The sequence below is a fragment of the Ramlibacter sp. G4-7 genome, from assembly GCF_057784995.1.
In genome coordinates this window covers 84,858-105,796 of sequence record NZ_JBYNTT010000016.1, presented here as the reverse complement: position 1 = coordinate 105,796, position 20,939 = coordinate 84,858, and the positions used below count along the sequence as shown (strand labels likewise).

Genomic DNA, 20,939 nt, shown 5'->3' with positions numbered 1-20,939 from the left:
AGTGAACGCATCCCTTACCCGCCGCGCCGTACTGGCCGCCGCCCTGGCCGCGGCCGCGCCGCTGGCCGTCGCCCAGGCCGACTATCCGAACAAGCCGATCCGGCTGCTCGTGGGCTACAACGCGGGCGGCGGCGTCGACGCGCTGGCGCGCATGTTGTCCTCGCGCCTGCCTGCCATCCTCGGCCAGCAGGTGGTGGTGGAAAACCGTGCGGGCGCGACCGGCATGATCGCCGCCGACCTGGTCGCACGTTCGGCGCCGGACGGCTACACGCTGCTGATGGGGGAGAGCGGGCTGCTGATCGCGCCCCACCTGCAGGCCAGGAGCCCGATCGATCCGCTCAAGGCGCTGGTGCCCGTGGCCGGCACCTTCGTCGCGCCGCTCATGATCGTGGCGAACAACAACCTGCCGGCGACCAACCCGAAGGAACTGATCGCGCTGCTGAAGAAGAACCCGGGCCGCTACTCCTACGCCACCTCCGGCGTCGGCACCGTGCACCACCTCGGTTTCGAACTGATGAAGGCGCGTACCGGCGCGTTCATCGTGCACGTGCCGTACCGCGGCGCTTCGCAGATCGTGCCGGACGTGATCAGCGGCCAGGTGCCCATCGGCGTCGTGAGTGCCGCGGCAGGCCTGGCCCAGGCCAAGGCCGGCAAGCTGCGCGCCATCGCGTTGATGAACACGGGCAAGCTGCCGGGCGCGGAGAACGTGCCCACGATGGCCGATGCGCTGCCGGGCTTCGACGTCGCACCGCGCCTGATGCTGCTCGCGCCCACCGGCACGCCGCAGGCGGTCGTCGACAAGCTGAACGAAGCCGTGCGCACGGTGCTCGCCAGCGCCGACCTGGCGCAGGCCGCCGCGCTGCAGGGCGCCACCCCGGCGTACATGGCGCCGGCGCAACTGGGCCCGGAGATGCAGCGCGAGTCGCTCGAGTGGGCCAGGATCATCAAGGACCAGAAGATCTCGGCGGAATGAGCATGGCCCGCGACACTCCCTGCATCGGCCTCGTGGTGCCGCCCGCGCATGGCCAGGTGCCGCAGGATGCCGCCCTGCTGTATGGCGGACGCTACCGCTTCATCGCGCGCGGCCTCGGCATCGGCGGGGTCTCGCCGGAAGGCTTCGCACCGGTGGTGGACGGCATCGTCGACCAGGCCGTGGAACTGCGCAAGGCGGGCGCCGAGGTCATCTCGATGATGGGGACCTCCATCAGCTTCTACCGCGGCCCCGCGTTCACCGAATCGCTGCGCCGCGCGATGGAGGAGGCCAGCGGCGTGCCTTGCACCACCATGAGCCATGCCATCGTGCGCGCGCTGCAACGGCTGGGCGTCAAGCGCGTGGCCGTCGCCACTTCCTACATCGACGAGCTGAACGAGAAGCTGCGCGCCTACCTCACGCACGCGGGCTTCACCGTGACCGCCCTCGAAGGACTGTCCATCACCGGCGTCAAGGAGGTCGGCGAGGTCGGCACGGAGACGCTCGTGGCGCTGGCCAAGAGGGTCCATGCGCAGGACCCGTCCGCGGACGGCATCTTCATCTCCTGCGGCGGCCTGCTGACGCTGGACGCGATCCGGCAGCTGGAGGACGAAGTCGGCGTGCCGGCGACGGCCAGCTCGCCAGCGGGGTTCTGGGACGTCGTCCGGCTGGCGGGATCGGACCCCTCCAGCCCGGGCTTCGGCCGCCTGTTCGCCAGTCCCTGAGCCGGCTTACTGCGAGATTTCGCGGCCGGCTTCCACCTGGTTTTCGAAGTAGGCCTGGAAGCTCATGGCGATGCTGGTCATGAGCACCGCCGCGCCGATCATCAGCGACAGCACGATCGCCCAGATGGTCGCCCAGCGCGTGCGGCCGGCCGGCGCGTCGGGCGCTGCGGAGGGGTTGAAGCGTGCGTTCCACTCCTCGGGCTTTCTCAGGCCGTACACGATCGCCGTGAGGCAGCAGCCCGCGATGGTGAAGCCCAGGACCGGCACCAGCACCCAGCTCAGGACGTCGTCCTGGCCCAGCGATCCCATTCGCAGCACGCCATACGCGCCCAGCAGCGTGGGCAGCGGCAGCAGCCATCCGAGCCAGTCGCCGAAGCCGTGCAGGTAGAAGCGGTGCGCGCCGAAGGGGCCGCCCAGGAACGCCAGCCAGGCCGCGAGGGTCTTGCTTTTCACTTCGGCGGCGCCTCGGGCGCCGTCCGGTTGCCTTGCCCCAGCGATTTCTCCATCAGCACGATGTCCAGCCAGCGGTCGAACTTCCAGCCGCAGGACTCGATGGTGCCGACGTGGCGGAATCCCACGGCGCGGTGCACGCCGATGGAGCGCACGTTGGCGGAGTCGCCGATGACGGCGATGAGCTTGCGCACGCCCGCAGCCTCGGCCTGCCTGGCCAGTTCGCTCAGCAGCTTGTTGCCCAGGCGCTGGCCGGCCGCATCCGGGTCGAGATAGATGGAATCTTCCGCGGAGAAGCGGTAGGCCGGCCGCGGCTTGAACCACTGGCAGTAGGCAAAGCCCACGAGCCGGCCATCGAGTTCGGCCACGAGGTAGGGCAGGCCCTTGGCCAGCACGTCGGCGCGTCGCGTCGCCATGTCCGCCTCGGTCGGGGCGGTGGTCTCGAAGGTGCCCGTGCCGTGGGTCACGTGGTGCGCGTAGATGGCCGTGATGGCGGGCACGTCGGCGTCGGTACTGGAGCGAAGGGTGAGGGGCATGGCGAAAAAGCTATAATCGTCGGCTTTTCGGCGTGCCGCTGGCCGGGTGGCCATGTCGCGTGTCTCGACGCCGAAAGAACTTTGTCAGGCCCGGTGGGCCTGCGTCATCCACCCGAAGGATAAATCATGGTCGTCATTCGACTTTCCCGCGGCGGTGCCAAGCACCGTCCCTTCTACAACATCGTCGTCGCGGACAAGCGCGTCCGGCGCGACGGCCGCTTCATCGAGCGCCTGGGCTTCTACAACCCGCTGGCCAAGGGCGGCGAGGAAAAGCTGCGCGTCGCGCAGGACCGCCTGACCTACTGGCGCGGCGTCGGCGCCCAGGCCTCCCCGACGGTGGAGCGCCTGCTCAAGGATGCCCCGGCCGCCGGCGAAGCCGCCGCTCCCGCGCAAGCCTGAATGATGTTGGCCCCCGGTCTCCGCTGCGCTCCGCCACCCCCCGAGGGGGCCGCAGCCGCCTTGGGGCGGCCCTGCGGCGGCTGAGAGATGGCCGCACCCGGCCGTCCGGCAGCCACGTTGCCGGCAGCGATCGAAGCCGCGGAACTTCCCGCGGATGCCATCGAAGTCGGGCGCATCGCCGATGCCTGGGGGATCAAGGGCTGGTTCAAGGTCCTTCCCCACAGCGCCGATCCCCAGGCGCTTTTTTCTTCCACGCGCTGGTACCTGCAGCCCTCGGAAAAAGGCCCCCCGGCCTTCCGCGGCACGGTGCTGCTGCGCGTGCGCGAGACCAAGGACCATTCGGACACGGTGGTCGCGCGCGCCGACGGCGTCGAGGACCGCAGCGCGGCCGAGGCGTTGCGGGGCGCGCGCATCTTCATCCCCCGTTCTTCCTTCCCCACGGCGGACAGCGACGAGTACTACTGGGTCGACCTGATCGGACTGGACGTCGTCAACCGCGAAGGGGTGGCCCTCGGGCAGGTGAAGGAACTGCTGTCCACCGGCCCGCAGACGGTGCTGGTCGTCGCCTACGAGGACGCCGGCGAAGCCCTGGAGCGCATGATCCCCTTCGTGTCCGTGTACGTGGACAACGTGGACCTGCGCGAGCGGCGCATCACCGTCGACTGGCAGGCCGACTACTGAAGAAGCCATGCGCTTCGACGTCGTCACCCTCTTTCCCGATCTCTTCACGCCCTTCCTGGCCGCGGGCGTGACCCGCCGCGCCTACGAGACCAGGCAGGTCGACGTGCGCCTGTGGAACCCGCGCGATTTCGCCGAAGGCAACTACCGGCGCGTGGACGACCGGCCGTTCGGCGGCGGTCCCGGCATGGTCATGCTGGCCGAGCCGCTGGCGCGCTGCCTGGCGGCGGTGAAGGCGGACCGCGGCGATGCCGCGCCGGTGGTGCTCTTTTCCCCGATCGGCCGGCGGCTGGACCACTCCGGCGTGGCGTCCTGGTCGGCAGGCGAGGGCGCGATCCTGCTTTGCGGCCGCTACGAAGGCGTCGACCAGCGCTTCATCGACACCCATGTGGACGTGCAACTGAGCCTGGGAGACTTCGTCCTGTCCGGCGGAGAGCTTCCCGCCATGGCCTTGCTGGACGCGGTGGCCCGCCTGCAGCCCGGGGTCCTCAACGACGCCGGCAGCCACCAGGAAGACAGCTTCAACCCCGTCGTGGACGGCCTGCTGGATTGCCCGCACTACACCCGGCCCGAGGAATGGGACGGGCGCAAGGTGCCCGAGGAACTGCTCTCCGGCCACCACGCGCGCATCGCTGCCTGGCGCCGCCAGCAGCGCCTGGCGCTCACGGCCAGGCACCGGCCGGACCTGATCGCGCAGGCCCGGCAGGCCGGGCGCCTGAGCCCGGCGGACGAGGATTTCCTCGCCGGGCTATAATCGCCGGCTTTCCAGATCCTCTGTCCGGCCGCCCGAGCCGCTCCACCCAGGGTGGAACCCAGCGAAGCCAGGGCCTTCCGTGTAGCGCGGACAAGATCGCAGAGGTAGCCATGAACCTGATCGAAACCCTCGAACAAGAGGAAATCGCCCGCCTGGGCAAGAAGATCCCCGAGTTCGCCCCCGGCGACACCGTGATCGTTTCCGTGAACGTCGTCGAAGGCAGCCGCAAGCGCGCGCAGGCCTACGAAGGCGTGGTGATCGCCAAGCGCAACCGCGGCCTGAACAGCGCGTTCACCGTGCGCAAGATCTCCAGCGGCGAAGGCGTCGAGCGGACCTTCCAGACCTACAGCCCGCTGATCGCCGGCATCGAGGTCAAGCGCCGCGGCGACGTGCGCCGCGCCAAGCTGTACTACCTGCGCGAGCGTTCCGGCAAGTCCGCCCGCATCAAGGAAAAGCTGGCCCACAGCCAGAAGGGCAACAAGGCCGCTGCCGCCGCCGAGTAATCGGGACCAGCGCCAGAAGCCGCCGCCGGCCCCGTGCTCGCGGCGGTTTCTTCATTTCCGCCATGCCGATCGATCCTGCCGCCGCCATCCCCCCGGACACGCCGCTGTCGAAGATTCCCAACTTCGACCCGCGCGAGGTGCCCGTGGTGGGCATCGACGCGCACCTGCCCGCGGTGAGCGCGGCGCGCATGGCGCCCGAGGCGCTGCGCTGGCGCTTCGCGCACCCGCCGGCGTGGCAGCCCGAACTGCAGTCCGAGCGGCGCTTCACCAACCGCCAGATGGCCGATGCCTCGGTGCTCGTGCCGATCGTCCAGCGTGAACAGCCCATGGTGCTGCTGACCGAGCGCACGGCGCACCTCACCACCCATCAGGGGCAGGTCGCCTTCCCCGGTGGCAAGCGGGACGCGACCGACGTCGATGCGGCCGACACCGCGCTGCGCGAGGCGCAAGAGGAGATCGGGCTGGACCGCGACAGCATGGAGGTGATCGGCACCATGCCCACCTACACCACCGGGACCATGTTCGTGATCACGCCCGTGGTGGCCCTCGTCCGGCCGGACCACCGCCTGGTCCTGAACGAATTCGAGGTGGCCGACGCCTTCGAGGTGCCGCTGGCGTTCCTGATGGACCCGAAGCACCACCGCCGCCACGCCCTCGACCTCGGCGGCGTCCAGCGCGAGTGGTTTTCCATGCCGTATACCGACGCGCGCAAGGAGCGCTTCATCTGGGGTGCGACCGCGGCGATGCTGCGCAACTTCTACCGCTTCCTGGCGGCCTGAAGGCCGGCGCAGGGGCGCCGCTATGATTGCCGCATGAGCTTTTTCGCGATCCTGTTCGCGTTGCTGATCGAGCAGGTGCGTCCGCTGGGAGCGCACAACCCCATCCACACCGGCCTGCGCGTCTGGGCGCGCTGGGTCAGCCGCAACTTCGATGCGGGCAAGCCGCAGCACGGGTGGGTGGCGTGGGCCCTGGCCGTCGTGGCGCCCTCGCTCGCCGCGCTGGGCGTGCACTGGGCGCTGACCCTGTTCGTCGGCTGGCCGGCGGGCATGGTCTGGAGCGTGATCGTCCTGTACGTCACGCTCGGCTTCCGCCAGTTCAGCCACCACTTCACCGACATCCGCGATGCGCTGGAAGCCGGTGACGAGGCGCGCGCGCGCGAGTTGCTGGCGCTGTGGCAGCGGGTGGACGCGAGCGAGTTGCCCCGCAGCGAGGTCGTGCGCCACGTGATCGAGTACTCGGTGCTGGCCGCGCACAGGCATGTGTTCGGCGTGCTGGCCTGGTTCTCCATCCTGGCCGCCTTCGGCTTCGGCCCGGCCGGCGCCGTGCTGTACCGCATGTCCGAGTTCGTCGGCCGCTACTGGCGTTGGCGCAACCGCACGCAGGCGCAGCCTGCCAGCGAGGCGCTGCAGGCCGCGGCCGCGCGCGCCTGGGCTGCGGTGGACTGGCTGCCGGCCCGCCTCACGGCCATTGCGTTCGCGGTGGTGGGCAGCTTCGAGGAGGCCATCGACTGCTGGCGCAACTACGCGCAGCGCTTCCCGAACGACAGCGACGGCGTGATCCTCGCCGCGACTTCCGGTGCGATCAACGTGCGCCTCGGCGGCGAGGCGCTGCAGCCGGTGTTCGCCCCGAGTTCGTCCGCCACCTTCGAGGCTTCGGGCTTGGGCACGGAGCCTCCGATCGGCACCGACAGCACGCCCGGGCGCGAAGCGGAAGTCGCGCACCTGCGCTCGGTGGTCGGCCTCGTGTGGCGGTCGGTCGTGTTGTGGATGGTGCTGCTGGCGTTGCTGACGCTGGCCCGCTTGCTGGGGTAGGCGTCGTGGCGCGGCGCAGGCCGCGGACGGACGGCGAGGGCACCGGACCCCGCCGATGCACCTACGCCGTGCTCGCGCTGCGCATCAACTGCGACTGCGTCCAGCGCACGATGTCCGCGGCGCCCATCGCGCCCGCCTGACGCGCGACCTCACGGCCGTTCACGAACAGCGCCAGGGTCGGGATGCTGCGGATGTTCAGGCGCGCGCCCACGCCCTGGGCTTCCTCGGTGTTCACCTTGACCACCTGCACGCGCGGCTCCAGCTGCGCGGCGGCCTGCTCGTAGGCCGGCGCCATCATGCGGCAGGGGCCGCACCACGGGGCCCAGAAGTCCACCAGCACGGGCAACTGGCTGCGCGCGATGTGCCGCTCGAACGCGGTGGCGTCCAGGTTCGCCGGCTGCCCGGTGAACAAGGCCTGGTGGCAACTGCCGCAGTCCGGAGCCTTGCCGAGGTCATCGGACTGGAGGCGGTTGGTGGTGTGGCAGTGCGGGCAGACGACGTGCAACTGGCTCATCTTCGGCGAGCGCCTCCTTGTCCTGCTTAGATGCGGTCGCCTCGGAATGGTGCAAGAGCTCAGTAACGGGTTTGTGTCATTTCCTCGTAGAGGCTGCCGTAGATGCGGTAACGGCTGGGCTCGATCTGCCCCGCCGGCGCGCCCGGCGCGGCGGCGACGGCGGCGATCACGCCGCAGCCCGGTTCATGCAGGTGCGTGCAGTTGTAGAACTTGCATTGCGCCACATGGGGCTTCAGGTCGGGCATGAGCGCCGGCAACTGGGCCGCATCGATATGGTTGAGCCCGAACTCCTGGAACCCCGGCGAATCGATGAGCGCGGTCGTGCGTTCCGCGTCCACCCAGTACCAGGTCGTCGCCGTGGTCGTGTGCTTGCCCGAGTTGAGCGCCTGCGAGATCTCGCCGGTGAGCACCTGCGCCTGCGGCACCAGCAGGTTGATGAGGCTGCTCTTGCCCGCTCCCGAAGGGCCGAGCACCAGCGTCGTCTTGCCCTGGAGGTGGCGCAACAGGTGCTCGCGGTCGGCATCCTTGGACAAGCGCAGCGACAGCGGCAGCACGCCGTAGCCCATGTGCTGGTACGGCAGCAGGCGCTTCCAGGCACGTTCGAAGGGCTCCACCAGGTCGCTCTTGTTCAGCGCGATCAGGGGCGCGATGTGCTGCGCCTCGGCCGCGATCAGGGCGCGGGCCAGCTGCATCTCGGAGAACTCCGGTTCCGCTGCGATCAGCACCAGCACCTGGTCCAGGTTGGCGGCGAAGGACTTGGTGCGCACCTCGTCCTGCCGGTAGAACAGGTTGCGCCGCTCCTGCACGCCCGCGATCACGCCTTCGTCGCCCGTGGGCACCCAGCGCACCCGGTCGCCGACCACGGTCGCACTCTTCTTGCCCCTGGCGTGGCACAGGATGCGGCTGCCGTCGGGCGACTCCACCAGGCAGTGGCGGCCGTGGCTGGCGACCACCAATCCTTGCCGTTCGACGTCCGTCACGCGAGCAGGGCGTCCGCGCGGGCCGCGCACTCGAAGTCGGTCTCCGAGATGCCGTGCACGGCGTGCGTGTTCCAGCGCACCACGCACTTGTCGTAGTGCACCGACAGGTCCGGATGGTGGTCCAGCCGGTGCGCCACCAGCGCCAGCGCGTTCACGAACGCGATGGTCTCGTAGTAGTCCCCGAAGCGGTAGGTCCGCTCGATCGCCACGTCGTCGCCGTCGCCGGTGAGCTTCCACCCCGGCAGGTCGGCCAGCCGCTTGACGATCTCCGTGGGCGTGAGCGCGCGCCGCGGCGTCCCGGCCCAGTCGCGAACGTTCAGCATCGAGCTCATGCGGCCGCTCCCAGCCGCGCCAGCCGCTCGGAGGCGGGCGGATGCGAGTAGTAGAACTTCACGAACACAGGGTCGGGCGTGAGCGTCGAGGCGTTGTCCTCGTACAGCTTCAGCAGCGCGGTGCCGAGGTCCTGGCCGCTGGTCTGCGTGGCGGCGAAGGCGTCCGCTTCGAATTCGTGCTTGCGCGAGAGCTGCGCCATCAGCGGCGAGACGAAGTACGTGAACACCGGCACCGCCAGCATGAACAGCAGCAGCGCCAGCGCGTCGTTCGCACCGTCCATGTTCGGGCGCACGCCCAGGCCGGTGTAGAACCAGACCTTGGTGGCCAGCCACCCGAGCAGCGCGAAACCCACGAGGCTGAGCGCGAACATGGCGACGATGCGCTTGACGATGTGCTTGTGCTTGAAGTGGCCGAGTTCGTGCGCCAGCACCGCATCGACCTCGCCCGGCGAGAGCTTGGCCAGCAGCGTGTCGTAGAAGACGACGCGCTTGGCCGCGCCGAAGCCCGTGAAGTACGCATTGGCGTGCGCGCTGCGCTTGCTGCCGTCCATGACGAACAGGCCCTTGGCGGCGAAGCCGCAGCGCTGCATCAGCGCGGTGACGCGGGCCCGCAGCGTCTCGTCTTCCAGGGGCTTGAACTTGTTGAACAGGGGCGCGATGAAAGTGGGGTAGACAACCAGCAGCAGCAGGTTGAAACCCATCCACACGCACCAGGTCCACAGCCACCACCAGCTGCCCGCGGCGCCCATGAGCCACAGGATGAGCGCGGCGATGGGCAGGCCGATCAGTGCGCCGATCACGGTGGACTTCAGGAGGTCGGTGAACCACAGCTTCCAGGTGATCTTGTTGAAGCCGAAGCGCTCTTCCACCACGAAGGTGTTGTAGAGCGAGAAGGGCATCTCCAGCAGGCCCGAGACCAGCGCGAAGCAGGCGAGCAGGGCGAGCTGCTGGGTCATGCCCGTGCCCAGCCAGCCGACCAGGCCGCGGTTCAAGGCGTCCAGCCCGCCGAGCAAGGTCCACCCCAGCAGCACCGCGGCGGCGAACGCGGTCTCCAGCAGGCCCACGCGCGACTTGGCCACGGTGTAGTCGGCCGCCTTCTGGTGGGCGGCAAGGGAGACGGTGCGGGCGAAGGGCGCCGGCACCGCGTCGCGATGCCGGGCCACGTGGCGCAGCTGCCGGGTGGAAAGCCAGAATTTCACGAGCAGGCCGGCGACCAGGAATGCCGCGAAGGCCAGCGTGAGGGCGGAGGAAGGGTCCATGCCTTGCAGTTTACGGCCATCGGCGACAATGCCCGGATGCCTGAAACGAGCCCCGTCACCGCGCCCGCCGCGCTCGCCAGGAGCGACCAGAACCTCGTCTGGCTGGACTGCGAGATGACCGGCCTGGACCCGGAGCGGGATCGCATCATCGAGATCGCCGTCGTCGTGACCGGCCCGCAGCTGGAGCCCCGCATCGAGGGCCCGGTGTTCGCCATCCACCAGAGCGAGGCGCAGCTGGACCTGATGGATTCCTGGAACAAGGGGACGCACGGCAAGAGCGGCCTGACCGAACGCGTGCGCGCTTCCACGGTCACCGAAGCGGAAGCCGAGCGGCAGACCCTGGAATTCATGGCCAGGTACGTGCCCAAGCATGGCAGCCCCATGTGCGGCAACAGCATCGGGCAGGACCGCCGCTTCCTGGTGAAGTACATGCCGCAGCTCGAAGCGTGGTTCCACTACCGCAACCTGGACGTGAGCACGCTGAAGGAGCTGGCACGGCGCTGGAAGCCCGAGGTGTACACGTCGTTTCGCAAGCGCCAGCTGCACACGGCGCTGGCGGACGTCCACGAGTCGATCGACGAACTCGCGCACTACCGCGAGCACTTCCTGAAGCTGGCCTGACCCCGCGGGCTGCGGGAAAACCCGAAACCTGCCATAATTCGTCCTTCGCCGCGCAGTCCGCGGCGTTTTCGCGCATCGCCTTCTTGCACCGCCTCACGAAGAGGCACACAGGCCCCACAGCCTGCGTAGTCGTTGGAATGGTTGATGTAAATCCAGCCATTTCAATGACGGCGTGCCCGCCCGGGCAGCGCCGGTGGACATACTCATGACGGAACAAATCGACACCGTGGTCAACGGCTTTGCCGCGCTTGGCCTCGCCCCCGAACTCCTCGCCGCGGTCGCCGACCTCGGCTTCACGCAACCCACCTCCGTGCAGGAGAAGGTCATCGGCCGTGCCATGGCCATGGACGCCGAAGGCAAGGCGGTCAGCGACCTGATGGTCTCCAGCCAGACCGGCAGCGGCAAGACCGCGGCCTTCCTGCTGCCCGTGCTGCACACGCTGGTGCAGCAGAAGGCCGCCGAAATCGAGGCCGAACGCAAGGCCTACGAAGAAGCCACCGCACGTGGCGAGGCGCCGGCGAAGAAGAAGCGCCTCAATCCGACGAGCTCGCGCAACTTCAAGGCTGCCGAGCCCGGCGCGCTGATCCTGTGCCCGACGCGCGAACTCGCGCAGCAGGTGGCGCACGACGCGATCGACCTGGTCAAGCATTGCAAGGGCCTGCGCATCGCCACCGTGGTGGGCGGCATGCCTTACCAGATGCAGCTTGCGCGCCTGCAGAACGCCGACCTCGTGGTCGCGACCCCCGGCCGCCTGCTGGACCTGCAGCGCTCCTCGCAGCTCAAGCTGGACAAGGTGCAGTTCCTCGTGGTCGACGAAGCCGACCGCATGCTGGACCTGGGCTTCGCCGACGACCTCGCCGAAGTGCACCAGCTCACGGCCAACCGCCACCAGACCATGATGTTCAGCGCCACCTTCGCGCCGCGCATCCAGCAGCTGGCCGTGCGCGTGATGCGCCAGCCGCAGCGCATCGAGGTCGACTCGCAGCAGGAAAAGCACGCCAACATCGAGCAGAAGCTGTTCTGGGCGGACAACCCGCACCACAAGCGCCAGCTGCTGGACCACTGGCTGCGTGATACCAACATCAACCAGGCCATCGTGTTCGCCAGCACCAAGATCGAGTGCGACGGCCTGGCCGAGGACCTGCAGCAGGCGGGCTTTGCGGCCGTGTCGCTGCACGGCGACCTGTCGCAGGGCATCCGCACCCGCCGCCTCATGGCGCTGCGGCAGGGCCAGGTGCAGTTCCTGGTGGCCACCGATGTCGCCGCGCGCGGCATCGACGTGCCGACGGTCACGCACGTCTTCAACTACGGCCTGCCGATGAAGAGCGAGGACTACACGCACCGCATCGGCCGCACGGGCCGCGCCGGCCGCGACGGCCTGGCGATCACCTTCGCCGAGTTCCGCGACGGCCGCAAGATCCGCGACATCGAGTACTACAGCAAGCAGCGCTTCGAAGCCGAGACCGTCCCCGGCCTCGAGCCCAAGTCGCGTTTCGACCAGCGTCCGGCCCGCACGGGCTTCGGCGGCAAGCCGGGCCGTCCCGGCGAGCGTCGCCACGGCAACGGCTACGGCAAGCAGCCCGCCTTCGGCGCCACGTCCGGCGCCCCGCGTGAAGGCCGCAGCTTCGGCGGTGACCGCGACGCGCGCGCCCCGGCCGGCGGTGACCGCGGCTTCGGCTCCCGTGACCGCGGCTTCGGCTCGCGCGACGGCGGCCGCGATGCGGGTGCCCGCGACTTCGGCCGCGGCCGGCGCTAAGCGTCTCGCACTCCGGCGAGAGCCGGGCTCGTGAAAGCGGCCGCAGGGCCGCTTTTTTTTATCCGGCGCCTGGAGCACCGCTGCACCCTCGTGGTGGGACAGCTACCATCTCGCCGTGAACGAAGTACCGACTGCCGCGCTGCATCCTCTCCTGCTGGGCAATGCGGCCCGTGGGGGTGCCGCCGCGGGTGCCACCGGCCAGCTGCTGCTGGCCACCGACTGGGCGGCGACGTCGCTGGGCCCGATGGAACGCTGGCCGCAGGCCCTGCGCATCGCGGTGAGCATCTGCCTGAACTCCCGCTTCCCCATGTTCGTGTGGTGGGGGCCGGAGGCGATCAACATCTACAACGATGCCTACGTCCCCATCCTCGGTCAGCGCCATCCGCAGGCTTTCGGCCGTCCCGCGCGACAGACGTGGCAGGAGATCTGGGACATCGTCGGCGCCCAGCACGAAGTGGTCATGGCGCGCGGCGAGCCGACCTGGAACGAGCGCGTGCTGCTCGTGATGGAGCGCAACGGCTTCCGCGAAGACACCTGGTTCACCTGGTCGTACAGCCCCATCTACGACGACGACGGCAGCGTCGGGGGCATGTTCTGTGCCTGCAGCGAGGAGACCGGCCGCGTGCTGGCGGAACGCGAGCGCGACCGGCTCATCAGCGAGGCCCAGGATGCTGCACGCACGCTGCGCACCTGGTTCGACAACGCGCCCGGCTTCATCGCGCTGCTGCGCGGCCCCGAGTTCGTGTTCGAGCTGGTGAACAAGGCCTACTACCAGCTCGTGGGGCAACGCCGGCTGGAAGGGCGCCCGGCCTTCGAGGCGCTGCCGGAGGTGGAGAGCCAGGGCTATTTCGCCCTGCTCGAGCGCGTGTACCGCACGGGTGAGCCCTTCGTCGGTCGCGGCATGCCCATCACCCTGCAGCAGAGCCCCGAGGTGGAGCCGGTCCAGCGTTACGTGGACTTTCTCTACCAGCCCGTGCGTGATGTGGGCGGCGAGGTGGTGGGCATCTTCGCGCAAGGCCACGACGTGACCGAACAGGTGCAGGCCGCCGCCGCGCTGGAAGAGGCGAACCGGCGCAAGGACGAATTCCTGGCCACGCTCGCGCACGAACTGCGCAACCCGCTCGCGCCGATCCGGCAGGCCGCGCTGGTGGCCAAGTCCAGCACGGAGGCCAAGCGGCAGAACTGGGCGCTCGACATCATCGAGCGCCAGGTGGGCCACATGGCCTTGCTGCTCGATGACCTGCTGGACGTGTCGCGCATCTCCCGCGGCAAGCTGGAGCTGCGGCTCGCGCCGGTGGAACTGCGCGCCGTCGTCGACGCGGCGGTGGAGACCTCCTGGCCGCTGATGGAGGCCAAGGGGCACCAGCTCGACGTGCAACTGCCGCACGAGCCGGTGCACCTGGTCGCTGACTCGGTGCGCCTGGCGCAGGTGCTGTCCAACCTGCTGTCCAACGCCGCGAAGTACACGGATCCGCGCGGGCACATCGTCATCGCGGCGGAGCACATCGGCAGCCGCTTGTTGCTGCACGTGCGCGACAACGGCATCGGCCTGTCGCCCGAACACCTGCACGAGATCTTCAGCATGTTCTCCCAGGTGGATGCGGTGACCGACCGCGCACAGGGCGGCCTCGGCATCGGCCTGGCCCTCAGCCGCGGTCTCGTGCAACTGCATGGCGGCACCTTGTCCGCGCGCAGCGAGGGGCCGGGGCGCGGCTCCGAATTCACCGTCTCCCTGCCGATCGAGGCGGCCGCTCCCGCGGCGCTCCCCTCGCAAGGGGATGCGCCTACCACGGCCGAACCCACGCGCGCCCGCAAGGTGCTCGTGGCCGACGACAACGCCGACGGCCTGCTCACCATCGCGACGCTGCTGGAGATGGAAGGCCACGAGGTGCACACGGCCAGCGACGGCGAACAGGCGCTCGAGAAGGCGCAGGTCGTGCGGCCGGAAGTGGTGATCCTCGACATCGGCATGCCCAAGCTCAATGGCCACGAGGTCGCCGAGCGCATCCGCGCGGCGGACTGGGGCGGCAGCATGCGCCTGATCGCGCTCACCGGCTGGGGCCAGGCCCAGGACCAGGAGCGCGCGCGCGCCGCGGGGTTCGACCACCACTGCACGAAGCCGGTGGACCTTACCCAGTTGATGGCGCTGGTGGACGGCAGCGACTAGGCGGCTTGACCGTCATCCCGGAATCCGGGATGATCATCCCGGATTTCAGGACGGACCATGGCGCTCCTCGATGCCCTCATCCCGCCGCGCGAGCAGAAGATCCTCGGTGCACTCCTGTTGCACCCGCAGACTTCGTACGCGCTGAACGACCTGATCCGCATCGGCGGCACGAGCCGCTCGCAGGCGGGGGTCGTCATCGATCGTTTCGTCGCTGCCGGACTTGCGCGTGAGCAGCGCATCGGTAACCAGCGCCGGATCCAGGCGGACACCGGGTGGCCATTGTTCGAGGACGTGCGCGCACTCTGCGTGAAGTCGTTCGGGGTGGCGGAGCCGATAGCGCAGGCGTTGCAGCCGCTGCTGCCGAAGATCGAGCTTGCCTTCCTTTTCGGTTCCGTGGTGCGGGGAACGGACCATGCCTCCAGCGACATCGACCTGATGGTGGTCGGCACGGTGGGCAACGCGGACTTGTTTGCAGCACTCGGGCGGGTGAACGATGTCCTGCGGCGCCCGGTGAATTTCAACGTGTACTCGCCGCGCGAGTGGAACAGACTGCAGGACGATCCGGTGATCGCCTCCATCCTCCACGGACCTCGGGTGACCCTGCATGAACGCGCCGCCGCGCCCCGCCAACCTGCAGAACCTGCTCGTGCGCGGCTACCTGAAGGAAGCCGCGGCGCTGCCTCCCGTGGCGGCAAGTTACTTCCGGCGGGCCGCAACGGCCCGCGCGGGCGCCGCCCTGCCGGCGCTTGATGCGCACGACCGGTTCATCGTCGCTTACGAGGGGCTTTTCGCAAGCGTCGTCGGCGTGCTGGCGCACTACGGCCTGCGGCCCGGCGACGGGGAGGGGCACCGGGCGATCGCACTTCAGGCCGTCCTGGCAGCCCTGAAGTTGCCGCCGCCCGAAATCGAGCGCGTGATCCGCCTCCATCAATTGCGCAACGCGACGATCTACCGATCTCCGCTGCCAGCCTCGGAGGCCGATGCACAGGACGCGCTCGACGCGCTGACGAATCTGCTTCAGGAGGTCAAGAGCTTGCCGCGTGCGGCTCCGAAGCGCGGAGCAGCAGGAAAGAAACGCTGAACCCCTGTCCGCAGCATCACCCGATCGCGCTGCGCCCCGTCTCCGGCCAGCGCGACTTCAAGTACAGCCAGGCGAACAGGCCCACGCTCATCATCAGCAGGGAAGCGACGGCGAGCTCGCGCGGGGAATCCATCACCAGCGGCGCGATGACGCCGGCCACGATGCCGTTGGCGGTGGAGCCGATGAAGGCCTGCAGCGACGAGGCCATGCCGCGGCGCTCCGGGTGCAGGTCCAGCACCAGCAGCGTCACCACCGGCACCATCAGGGCCCAGCCGAAGGCGAACACTGCGATGGGGATGAGGGCCCACGCCGGCCGGGGCTCGAACAGGTAGTTGGCGACGACGTTCGCCACCGACACGAGCACCATCACGACGAAGCCGTAGCGGATCTGCCGCTTCGGTGGGATGCGTCCCGCGAGCCGGCCCGACGCGAAAGAGCCGAGCATGATCCCGCTGATGGTGAGCAGGAAGAACCAGAAGAACTCCGTCGGTTCGAGGTGCAGGTGCTGGCCCAGGAAAGCCGGTGCCGCCAGCACGTACAGGAACATGCCGTTGAACGGCACGCCGCTGGCCAGCGCGAGCAGCAGGAAGCGCGGGCTCGCCCCCAGTTGCCAGTAGCCCCGCATCAGGTTGCGCGCGTTGAAGGGCTGGCGCTGCGTGGCGTGCAGCGTCTCGGGCAGCAGCTGCCAGTTGGCGACCCACAGTGCCACCCCGACGGCGACGAGGAACCAGAAGATGCTGTGCCAGCCGGCATGCACGAACAGCCAGCCGCCCACGATGGGCGCGATGGCCGGGGCCACCCCGAAGTAGATGGTGACCTGGCTCATGACCTTCTGCGCCTGGTCGGGCGGGAACATGTCGCGGATGACCGCCCGCGACACGACGATGCCGGCGCCGGTCGACAGCCCTTGCAGCGCCCGGAAGAACACCAGGTGCCCGATGTTCTGCGACAGCGCGCAGCCGGCCGAGGCCACCGTGAAGATGGCGATGCCCCACAGCACCACGGGCCGGCGGCCGAAGCTGTCCGACAGGGCGCCGTGGAACAGGTTCATGAAGGCGAAGCCGAAGAGATACGCCGACAGCGTCTGCTGCATCTCCACCGGCGTCGCCCCGATCGCCTGCGCGATGCCGGAGAAGGCGGGGATGTAGGTGTCGATGGAGAACGGCCCCAGCATGCCCAGCAGGGCAAGCAGGAAGGCGAGCGCCCAGCGCGGGGCGGTCCAGATCTGGCTGGCGTCGGGATTCATGGGAGGGGGCTGCGGCGAACCCCCGAGGTTAACAAGCGGCTCAGTGCGTGAGGAGGACGGCGAGGGCGCCCAGCATGCCGACCCCGACGAGGAGGCAGGTATCGCGGTAGAGCGTCCACGCCTCGAAGTCTTCGCGCGTGAGCTGGATCAGGTCGTGCCGGGTGAGGTGCATGCCGTGCTTGCGCGACAGGGCCCGCTTGCGCGGAGCCAGCCACGCCGCCATGGCGGTGAGCCACAGGAACATGCCCAGCAGGATGAGCGTGGACCGCATGGCAGCGCTCACTCGGCCTCGCCGTCACCGGGCTGGTGCAGCATCTCGCGGGTGATCAGCACGACGCCGGTGTCGGTGCGGTGGAAGCGCTTGGCGTCCGCATCGGCGTCCTCGCCCACCACCGTGCCTTCGGGGATGTTGCAGCCGCGGTCGATCACCACCTTGGACAGGCGCGAGCCGCGGCCGATGACCGTGTCGGGCATGACCACCGCCTCGTGCAGCGTGCAGCACGACTCCACGCGCACGTTGGAGAACAGCACCGAGCGGCGGATGTTGGAGCCGATCACGATGCAGCCGCCGGAGATCAGCACGTTGGAGGTCTCGCCGTTCAGGCCGTGCGCGTCGGGCACGAACTTGGCCGGCGGCAACTGCTCCTGGTAGGTCCACACCGGCCACTCGCGGTCGTAGAGATTGAGCTCCGGCAGGTCGGAGGCCAGGTCGAGGTTTGCCGCCCAGAACGCGTCCACCGTGCCCACGTCGCGCCAGTACGGACGGTGCCGCGTCGCGGCCGGCACGGCCGACAGGTTCAGCGGATGGGCCACGGCGCCGCCGTCCTTGACGATGCGCGGGATGAGGTTCTTGCCGAAGTCGTGCTCGGACGCCTCGTCGGTCATGTCCGCCTCGAGCAGCTTGTACAGGTAGTCGGCCTGGAACACGTAGATGCCCATGCTGCCCAGCGCCTTGTCGGGCTTGCCGGGGATGGCCGGCGGGTCCTTGGGCTTTTCGAGGAAGGCGGTGATCTTGCGGTCGGCGTCCACGTGCATCACGCCCAGGGCCGTCGCCTCCTCGCGCGGCACCTCGATGCAGCCCACCGTGCACTTGGCGCCGCTTTCCACGTGGTCCAGCAGCATCAGCGAGTAGTCCTGCTTGTAGATGTGGTCGCCGGCCAGCACCAGGATGTATTCGGGCCCGTAGGCGCGCAGGATGTCGATGTTCTGGGTGATGGCGTCGGCCGTGCCGCGGTACCAGAAGGCCTCGTTCACGCGCTGCTGCGCCGGCAGCAGGTCGATGAACTCGTTGTGCGCGCCCTGCAGGAAGTTCCAGCCGCGCTGCAGGTGGCGCAGCAGGGAGTGGGACTTGTACTGGGTGAGCACGCCGATGCGGCGGATGCCCGAGTTGAGGCAGTTGGACAGCGCGAAGTCGATGATGCGGAACTTGCCGCCGAAGTACACCGCCGGCTTGGCGCGGCGGTCCGTCATCTCGTACAGGCGCGAACCGCGGCCGCCGGCAAGCACGAGGGCGATGGTCTTCTTGGGCAGGTCGCGCGCCAGGATCATGCGCTGCATGGCTGTGTCGCTGGCCTCGCCGCCGACAGCGTCGAGGATGGTCAAGTTTTCCTTCACGGCTGAATTCCCCTTAGGCCCGACGGTGACTGTCGGTCACGTAGAAGACGAGCCATGTAGGACGCTGCCGCCTTCCGTAAGCCAGCGCCCGGTCCGCCGGTGCGGTTCAGAGGGTTCCCGGGTGCTGTCTTCCGGCTCCTGACCCGGCATGCGACGAGCCCGGCCGCAGGCCGCCCCCGGTCCGCCGCTCGTAGGAAAAGCGCCCGAGCGGACGAAGGGGCGGCCCACCCCCTGCACGCGCAAAGGCAGAGCCGCTAGCATGACGCCGTCTCCCCGGAGTCCGCCATGCCAGCCGCCACCCGCCTGCTCGTCGCGTTCGTCCTGCTCGTCTGTGCCTTCGTGGTGCTGGTGGGGGTGGCGGTGTTCAGCCTGGCCATGGCCGGGCAGGGGATGCTGGCCGGGGTGGTGGCCACGGCCGGCCTGATCGGCGTGGCCGCGGGTGGCATGACTTACTGGTTCCTGCGGCGGGAAAGCGCGGAGGCCGAAGTCGAGTTCGAGCTGGAGCCCCTGGTGCCGGCGGCGCAGCCCGTGGTCGCCGCGCCCCATCCCAAGCCGGACACGCGCCGCGGGCCGCTGCGCGTGCAGGCGATGCCGGTGGCGGACCTGCCGCAGGAGTATGTGGATGCGGTGATGCGGGGCGCCCGAGCACACCTGAGCGCGCTGAAGGCCCAGGACCGGCTGCACTGAGGCGCTGTCAATAAGTTGCAGCGAGCCGCGGTCATGGCGCCTTGAGCGGACGACACCGGCTGCGTCCAATGGCGGCGTCTGCCCACCAGGCCTGCCATGAACTTCCTCGACGCGCCTCCGCCTTCTGAGCGCCTGCAACGCCTGACCGCGTACCTGCAGGAAGACCCACAGAACAGTGAACTGCTGGCCGAGGCCTGCGATGCGGCGCTGGCATGTGGCCGGCACGACGCTGCCGCGGACTTCCTCGCGCGGGCGGAGCGGCTCGCGCCCGGCGAGGCAGGCTTGCAGCTTCGGCGGGCGCACGTGCAGATCGGGCGTGGCGAACTCGGCGCGGCCCGCACGCTGCTGGAACAGCTGCGTGTGGAGCGAGGCAATGACCCCGTGCTGCTCCACGACCTCGCGTACGTGCACCTGCTGATGGACGATGCGCAGGCCGCCCACGACCTGCTCGCACCCGGAGCCCGTCAGGACTTCGCCGGACCGGGAGTGGAGCCGGAGCTGTTGCAATCGCAATGGCTGCGGGCCTGCCATCATCTCCGGCTGCTGAACGAAGCGTGCGCCTGGGCAACCCGCGCGCACGCGTCCGGGTCGCTGCGGCCCGCGGCCGCCGGTGTCGCGAGCCTGGTGGCCCTGGACCAGGACGACCAGGCGCGCGCGAGCACCTGGGCCGACATGGCACTCGCGACGAACCCAGGGCAGCACGAGGCGCTGCTCACGCGTGGATGCCTGGCCATGGCCGCGGGGAATGTGGTCGAGGGCGCCGGCTACCTGGAGCGTGCACGCGAGGCGCGTCCCGAGGACGGCCGCACGATGGGCGCGCTCGGGATGGCCCATCTGCTCGCCGGCGAGGCCTCGGTCGCTCGCGAGCAGCTGGAGCGGGCCGTGGCGGCGATGCCTGCCCATGCTCCCTCGTGGCAAGCCCTGGGTTGGGCGCAACTGTTCCTGGGGGAGGCCGAAGCGGCGCTTTCCAGCCTGCGCCGCGCGGTGCAACTGGACGAGGGATCGGCGGAAGCGCACGCCGCGCTGGCCCTCGCCACCGCCTTGGCAGGCGATGTGGCGGCAGCAGCCCCGATCCTCGCCAGGGCGGAAACCCTCGACCCACGGGACGAACTCACGCGGCTTGCGCGCGCCTGCCTGGCCGCCGATGGCAAGGCACAAGGTGATGCGCTGCAGCGCCTGCTCCTTCAGTGGAGGCCGCGGCCGTAAGCGACGAGCAGGACGTGGTTCGCAGTGGGCTCCGCTGCCGGCGCGCCCTGCGCCGTGGCAGCGAGGTCGCGCACCGCCGCCAGCACCTGCGCGGCGTCTGCGGCTACCGCGGGATTTGCATCTTCGCAAGCCAGCCCCGCCTCGAAGTGCTGCGTGCAGTCGACGAAATGGCCCTGGGCCAGTGCCGCGAAACCGCGCACGAAATGCCCCAGTGATTCCGCCGGCCCGAGCGACAGCAAGGGCGCCCAGGTCACCTGCGCCAGTGCGGCGCGTTGCGAACTGAATTGCAGCAGCCCGAGCTGGTAACGCGCCAAGGGGAAGTCCGGCGCCAGCAGCACTGCATGCGCGAAGGCAGCTTCCGCCGCGTCGATGTCGCCCGACGAAGCGTGCTCGGACCCGATCAGGAAATGCGGGATCCCCGACATCGGAAAGTCCGCGCTCGCCCGGGCGTAGAGGTCCAGTGCGGCATCTCCGCGGTCGTCGTGACTTGCCGCGAGCCCCTGATGGAGCAGGGCCTGGAAGCGTTCCTCGTCGGTCATTGGCTTGGAGCAGGGGTGCTGGCCAATACATCCGCCGCATTTCGCACCGGTTTAGCCGCTAAACAAGCCGCGGGCGCGCAGGACGTATTGGGCGAGGGCACACCGCCGGTG

The 20,939-nt window shown here is 69.4% G+C and carries 24 protein-coding genes and 1 pseudogene; 15 read left to right on the top strand and 10 right to left on the bottom strand.

From position 1 onward, the window contains the following. Nucleotide 1: 1 nt before the first annotated feature. Nucleotides 2-973, top strand: a complete 972-nt coding sequence (locus tag AC3EGR_RS20310; protein ID WP_488548338.1) for a Bug family tripartite tricarboxylate transporter substrate binding protein — start codon at nucleotides 2-4, stop codon at nucleotides 971-973. A gap of 2 nt (nucleotides 974-975) precedes the next feature. Beyond that, the gene (locus AC3EGR_RS20305; RefSeq protein ID WP_488548337.1) at nucleotides 976-1,695 is read left to right on the top strand and encodes an arylmalonate decarboxylase; all 720 of its coding nucleotides are present in this window, start codon (nucleotides 976-978) and stop codon (nucleotides 1,693-1,695) included. A gap of 6 nt (nucleotides 1,696-1,701) precedes the next feature. Here AC3EGR_RS20305 and AC3EGR_RS20300 read toward each other — a convergent pair whose 3' ends face one another. Both AC3EGR_RS20300 and AC3EGR_RS20295 read right to left on the bottom strand, forming a co-directional pair. Next, nucleotides 1,702-2,148 (bottom strand): TM2 domain-containing protein, encoded by a 447-nt coding sequence (locus tag AC3EGR_RS20300; protein ID WP_488548336.1) that lies wholly within the window; start codon nucleotides 2,146-2,148, stop codon nucleotides 1,702-1,704. After that, nucleotides 2,145-2,681 (bottom strand): GNAT family N-acetyltransferase, encoded by a 537-nt coding sequence (locus AC3EGR_RS20295; protein ID WP_488548335.1) that lies wholly within the window; start codon nucleotides 2,679-2,681, stop codon nucleotides 2,145-2,147. The genes AC3EGR_RS20300 and AC3EGR_RS20295 overlap by 4 nt, the downstream gene beginning before the upstream one ends. Before the next feature lie 126 nt (nucleotides 2,682-2,807). Here AC3EGR_RS20295 and rpsP point away from each other — a divergent pair, with 126 nt between their 5' ends. The 6 genes from rpsP to AC3EGR_RS20265 all read left to right on the top strand — a co-directional run bounded on the left by rpsP (nucleotide 2,808) and on the right by AC3EGR_RS20265 (nucleotide 6,826). Then, on the top strand, nucleotides 2,808-3,080 hold the full coding sequence (rpsP, locus tag AC3EGR_RS20290) for a 30S ribosomal protein S16 (protein WP_488548334.1): 273 nt from the start codon (nucleotides 2,808-2,810) through the stop codon (nucleotides 3,078-3,080). 87 nt (nucleotides 3,081-3,167) lie between these two features. After that, nucleotides 3,168-3,761, top strand: a complete 594-nt coding sequence (gene rimM, locus AC3EGR_RS20285; RefSeq protein WP_488548333.1) for a ribosome maturation factor RimM — start codon at nucleotides 3,168-3,170, stop codon at nucleotides 3,759-3,761. 7 nt (nucleotides 3,762-3,768) lie between these two features. Then, entirely contained in the window at nucleotides 3,769-4,512 is a 744-nt protein-coding gene (gene trmD / locus AC3EGR_RS20280) for a tRNA (guanosine(37)-N1)-methyltransferase TrmD (protein ID WP_488548332.1), read from the top strand. Between the two features lie 110 nt (nucleotides 4,513-4,622). Continuing rightward, nucleotides 4,623-5,015, top strand: a complete 393-nt coding sequence (gene rplS / locus AC3EGR_RS20275) for a 50S ribosomal protein L19 (protein ID WP_488548331.1) — start codon at nucleotides 4,623-4,625, stop codon at nucleotides 5,013-5,015. Nucleotides 5,016-5,077: 62 nt separating this feature from the next. Continuing rightward, nucleotides 5,078-5,794, top strand: coding sequence for a CoA pyrophosphatase (locus AC3EGR_RS20270; RefSeq protein ID WP_488548330.1), 717 nt, complete (start codon nucleotides 5,078-5,080; stop codon nucleotides 5,792-5,794). Between the two features lie 33 nt (nucleotides 5,795-5,827). Further along, nucleotides 5,828-6,826: a CobD/CbiB family protein gene (locus AC3EGR_RS20265; RefSeq protein ID WP_488548329.1), complete on the top strand. Its 999-nt coding sequence runs from the start codon at nucleotides 5,828-5,830 to the stop codon at nucleotides 6,824-6,826. Nucleotides 6,827-6,887: 61 nt separating this feature from the next. On the opposite strand, the gene trxC is transcribed toward AC3EGR_RS20265, so the two are convergent. The 4 genes and pseudogenes from trxC to AC3EGR_RS20245 form a co-directional block, all read right to left on the bottom strand. Continuing rightward, the gene (gene trxC / locus AC3EGR_RS20260) at nucleotides 6,888-7,340 is read right to left on the bottom strand and encodes a thioredoxin TrxC (protein ID WP_488548328.1); all 453 of its coding nucleotides are present in this window, start codon (nucleotides 7,338-7,340) and stop codon (nucleotides 6,888-6,890) included. Between the two features lie 59 nt (nucleotides 7,341-7,399). Then, nucleotides 7,400-8,351 (bottom strand): annotated as a pseudogene (rsgA, locus tag AC3EGR_RS20255) (ribosome small subunit-dependent GTPase A); the annotation flags it as partial. Further along, nucleotides 8,317-8,652, bottom strand: coding sequence for a 4a-hydroxytetrahydrobiopterin dehydratase (locus tag AC3EGR_RS20250; RefSeq protein WP_488548327.1), 336 nt, complete (start codon nucleotides 8,650-8,652; stop codon nucleotides 8,317-8,319). The pseudogene rsgA and the gene AC3EGR_RS20250, both read right to left, overlap by 35 nt. Then, complete coding sequence (locus tag AC3EGR_RS20245) at nucleotides 8,649-9,911, bottom strand: M48 family metallopeptidase (RefSeq protein WP_488548326.1); 1,263 nt, start codon at nucleotides 9,909-9,911, stop codon at nucleotides 8,649-8,651. The genes AC3EGR_RS20250 and AC3EGR_RS20245 overlap by 4 nt, the downstream gene beginning before the upstream one ends. A 36-nt stretch (nucleotides 9,912-9,947) precedes the next feature. On the opposite strand from AC3EGR_RS20245, the gene orn reads away from it, so the two are divergent. From orn to AC3EGR_RS20220, 5 genes are all read left to right on the top strand, one after another. After that, a complete protein-coding gene (gene orn, locus AC3EGR_RS20240; RefSeq protein ID WP_488548325.1) occupies nucleotides 9,948-10,532 on the top strand; it encodes an oligoribonuclease in 585 nt (194 codons plus the stop codon). Between the two features lie 205 nt (nucleotides 10,533-10,737). Beyond that, the gene (locus AC3EGR_RS20235; protein ID WP_488548324.1) at nucleotides 10,738-12,288 is read left to right on the top strand and encodes a DEAD/DEAH box helicase; all 1,551 of its coding nucleotides are present in this window, start codon (nucleotides 10,738-10,740) and stop codon (nucleotides 12,286-12,288) included. A gap of 115 nt (nucleotides 12,289-12,403) precedes the next feature. Next, entirely contained in the window at nucleotides 12,404-14,455 is a 2,052-nt protein-coding gene (locus AC3EGR_RS20230) for a hybrid sensor histidine kinase/response regulator (RefSeq protein WP_488548323.1), read from the top strand. Nucleotides 14,456-14,512: 57 nt separating this feature from the next. Then, nucleotides 14,513-15,205, top strand: a complete 693-nt coding sequence (locus AC3EGR_RS20225) for a nucleotidyltransferase domain-containing protein (RefSeq protein WP_488548322.1) — start codon at nucleotides 14,513-14,515, stop codon at nucleotides 15,203-15,205. Next, a complete protein-coding gene (locus AC3EGR_RS20220; protein WP_488548321.1) occupies nucleotides 15,141-15,536 on the top strand; it encodes a hypothetical protein in 396 nt (131 codons plus the stop codon). Before AC3EGR_RS20225 ends, AC3EGR_RS20220 begins: the two co-directional genes overlap by 65 nt. 16 nt (nucleotides 15,537-15,552) lie before the next feature. On the opposite strand, the gene AC3EGR_RS20215 is transcribed toward AC3EGR_RS20220, so the two are convergent. The 3 genes from AC3EGR_RS20215 to glgC are packed head-to-tail and all read right to left on the bottom strand — an operon-like array spanning nucleotide 15,553 to nucleotide 18,330. Then, nucleotides 15,553-16,782, bottom strand: a complete 1,230-nt coding sequence (locus AC3EGR_RS20215) for a multidrug effflux MFS transporter (protein ID WP_488548320.1) — start codon at nucleotides 16,780-16,782, stop codon at nucleotides 15,553-15,555. A gap of 40 nt (nucleotides 16,783-16,822) precedes the next feature. After that, complete coding sequence (locus AC3EGR_RS20210) at nucleotides 16,823-17,053, bottom strand: hypothetical protein (RefSeq protein WP_488548319.1); 231 nt, start codon at nucleotides 17,051-17,053, stop codon at nucleotides 16,823-16,825. Nucleotides 17,054-17,061: 8 nt separating this feature from the next. Next, the gene (glgC, locus tag AC3EGR_RS20205; RefSeq protein ID WP_488548352.1) at nucleotides 17,062-18,330 is read right to left on the bottom strand and encodes a glucose-1-phosphate adenylyltransferase; all 1,269 of its coding nucleotides are present in this window, start codon (nucleotides 18,328-18,330) and stop codon (nucleotides 17,062-17,064) included. Between the two features lie 351 nt (nucleotides 18,331-18,681). On the opposite strand from glgC, the gene AC3EGR_RS20200 reads away from it, so the two are divergent. Then, nucleotides 18,682-19,083: a hypothetical protein gene (locus AC3EGR_RS20200; protein ID WP_488548318.1), complete on the top strand. Its 402-nt coding sequence runs from the start codon at nucleotides 18,682-18,684 to the stop codon at nucleotides 19,081-19,083. A 96-nt stretch (nucleotides 19,084-19,179) separates the two neighbouring features. After that, nucleotides 19,180-20,289, top strand: a complete 1,110-nt coding sequence (locus tag AC3EGR_RS20195) for a tetratricopeptide repeat protein (protein ID WP_488548317.1) — start codon at nucleotides 19,180-19,182, stop codon at nucleotides 20,287-20,289. Here the strand turns inward: AC3EGR_RS20195 and AC3EGR_RS20190 are convergent. Beyond that, nucleotides 20,268-20,828: a hypothetical protein gene (locus tag AC3EGR_RS20190; protein WP_488548316.1), complete on the bottom strand. Its 561-nt coding sequence runs from the start codon at nucleotides 20,826-20,828 to the stop codon at nucleotides 20,268-20,270. The genes AC3EGR_RS20195 and AC3EGR_RS20190 overlap by 22 nt on opposite strands. Nucleotides 20,829-20,939: the final 111 nt, after the last annotated feature.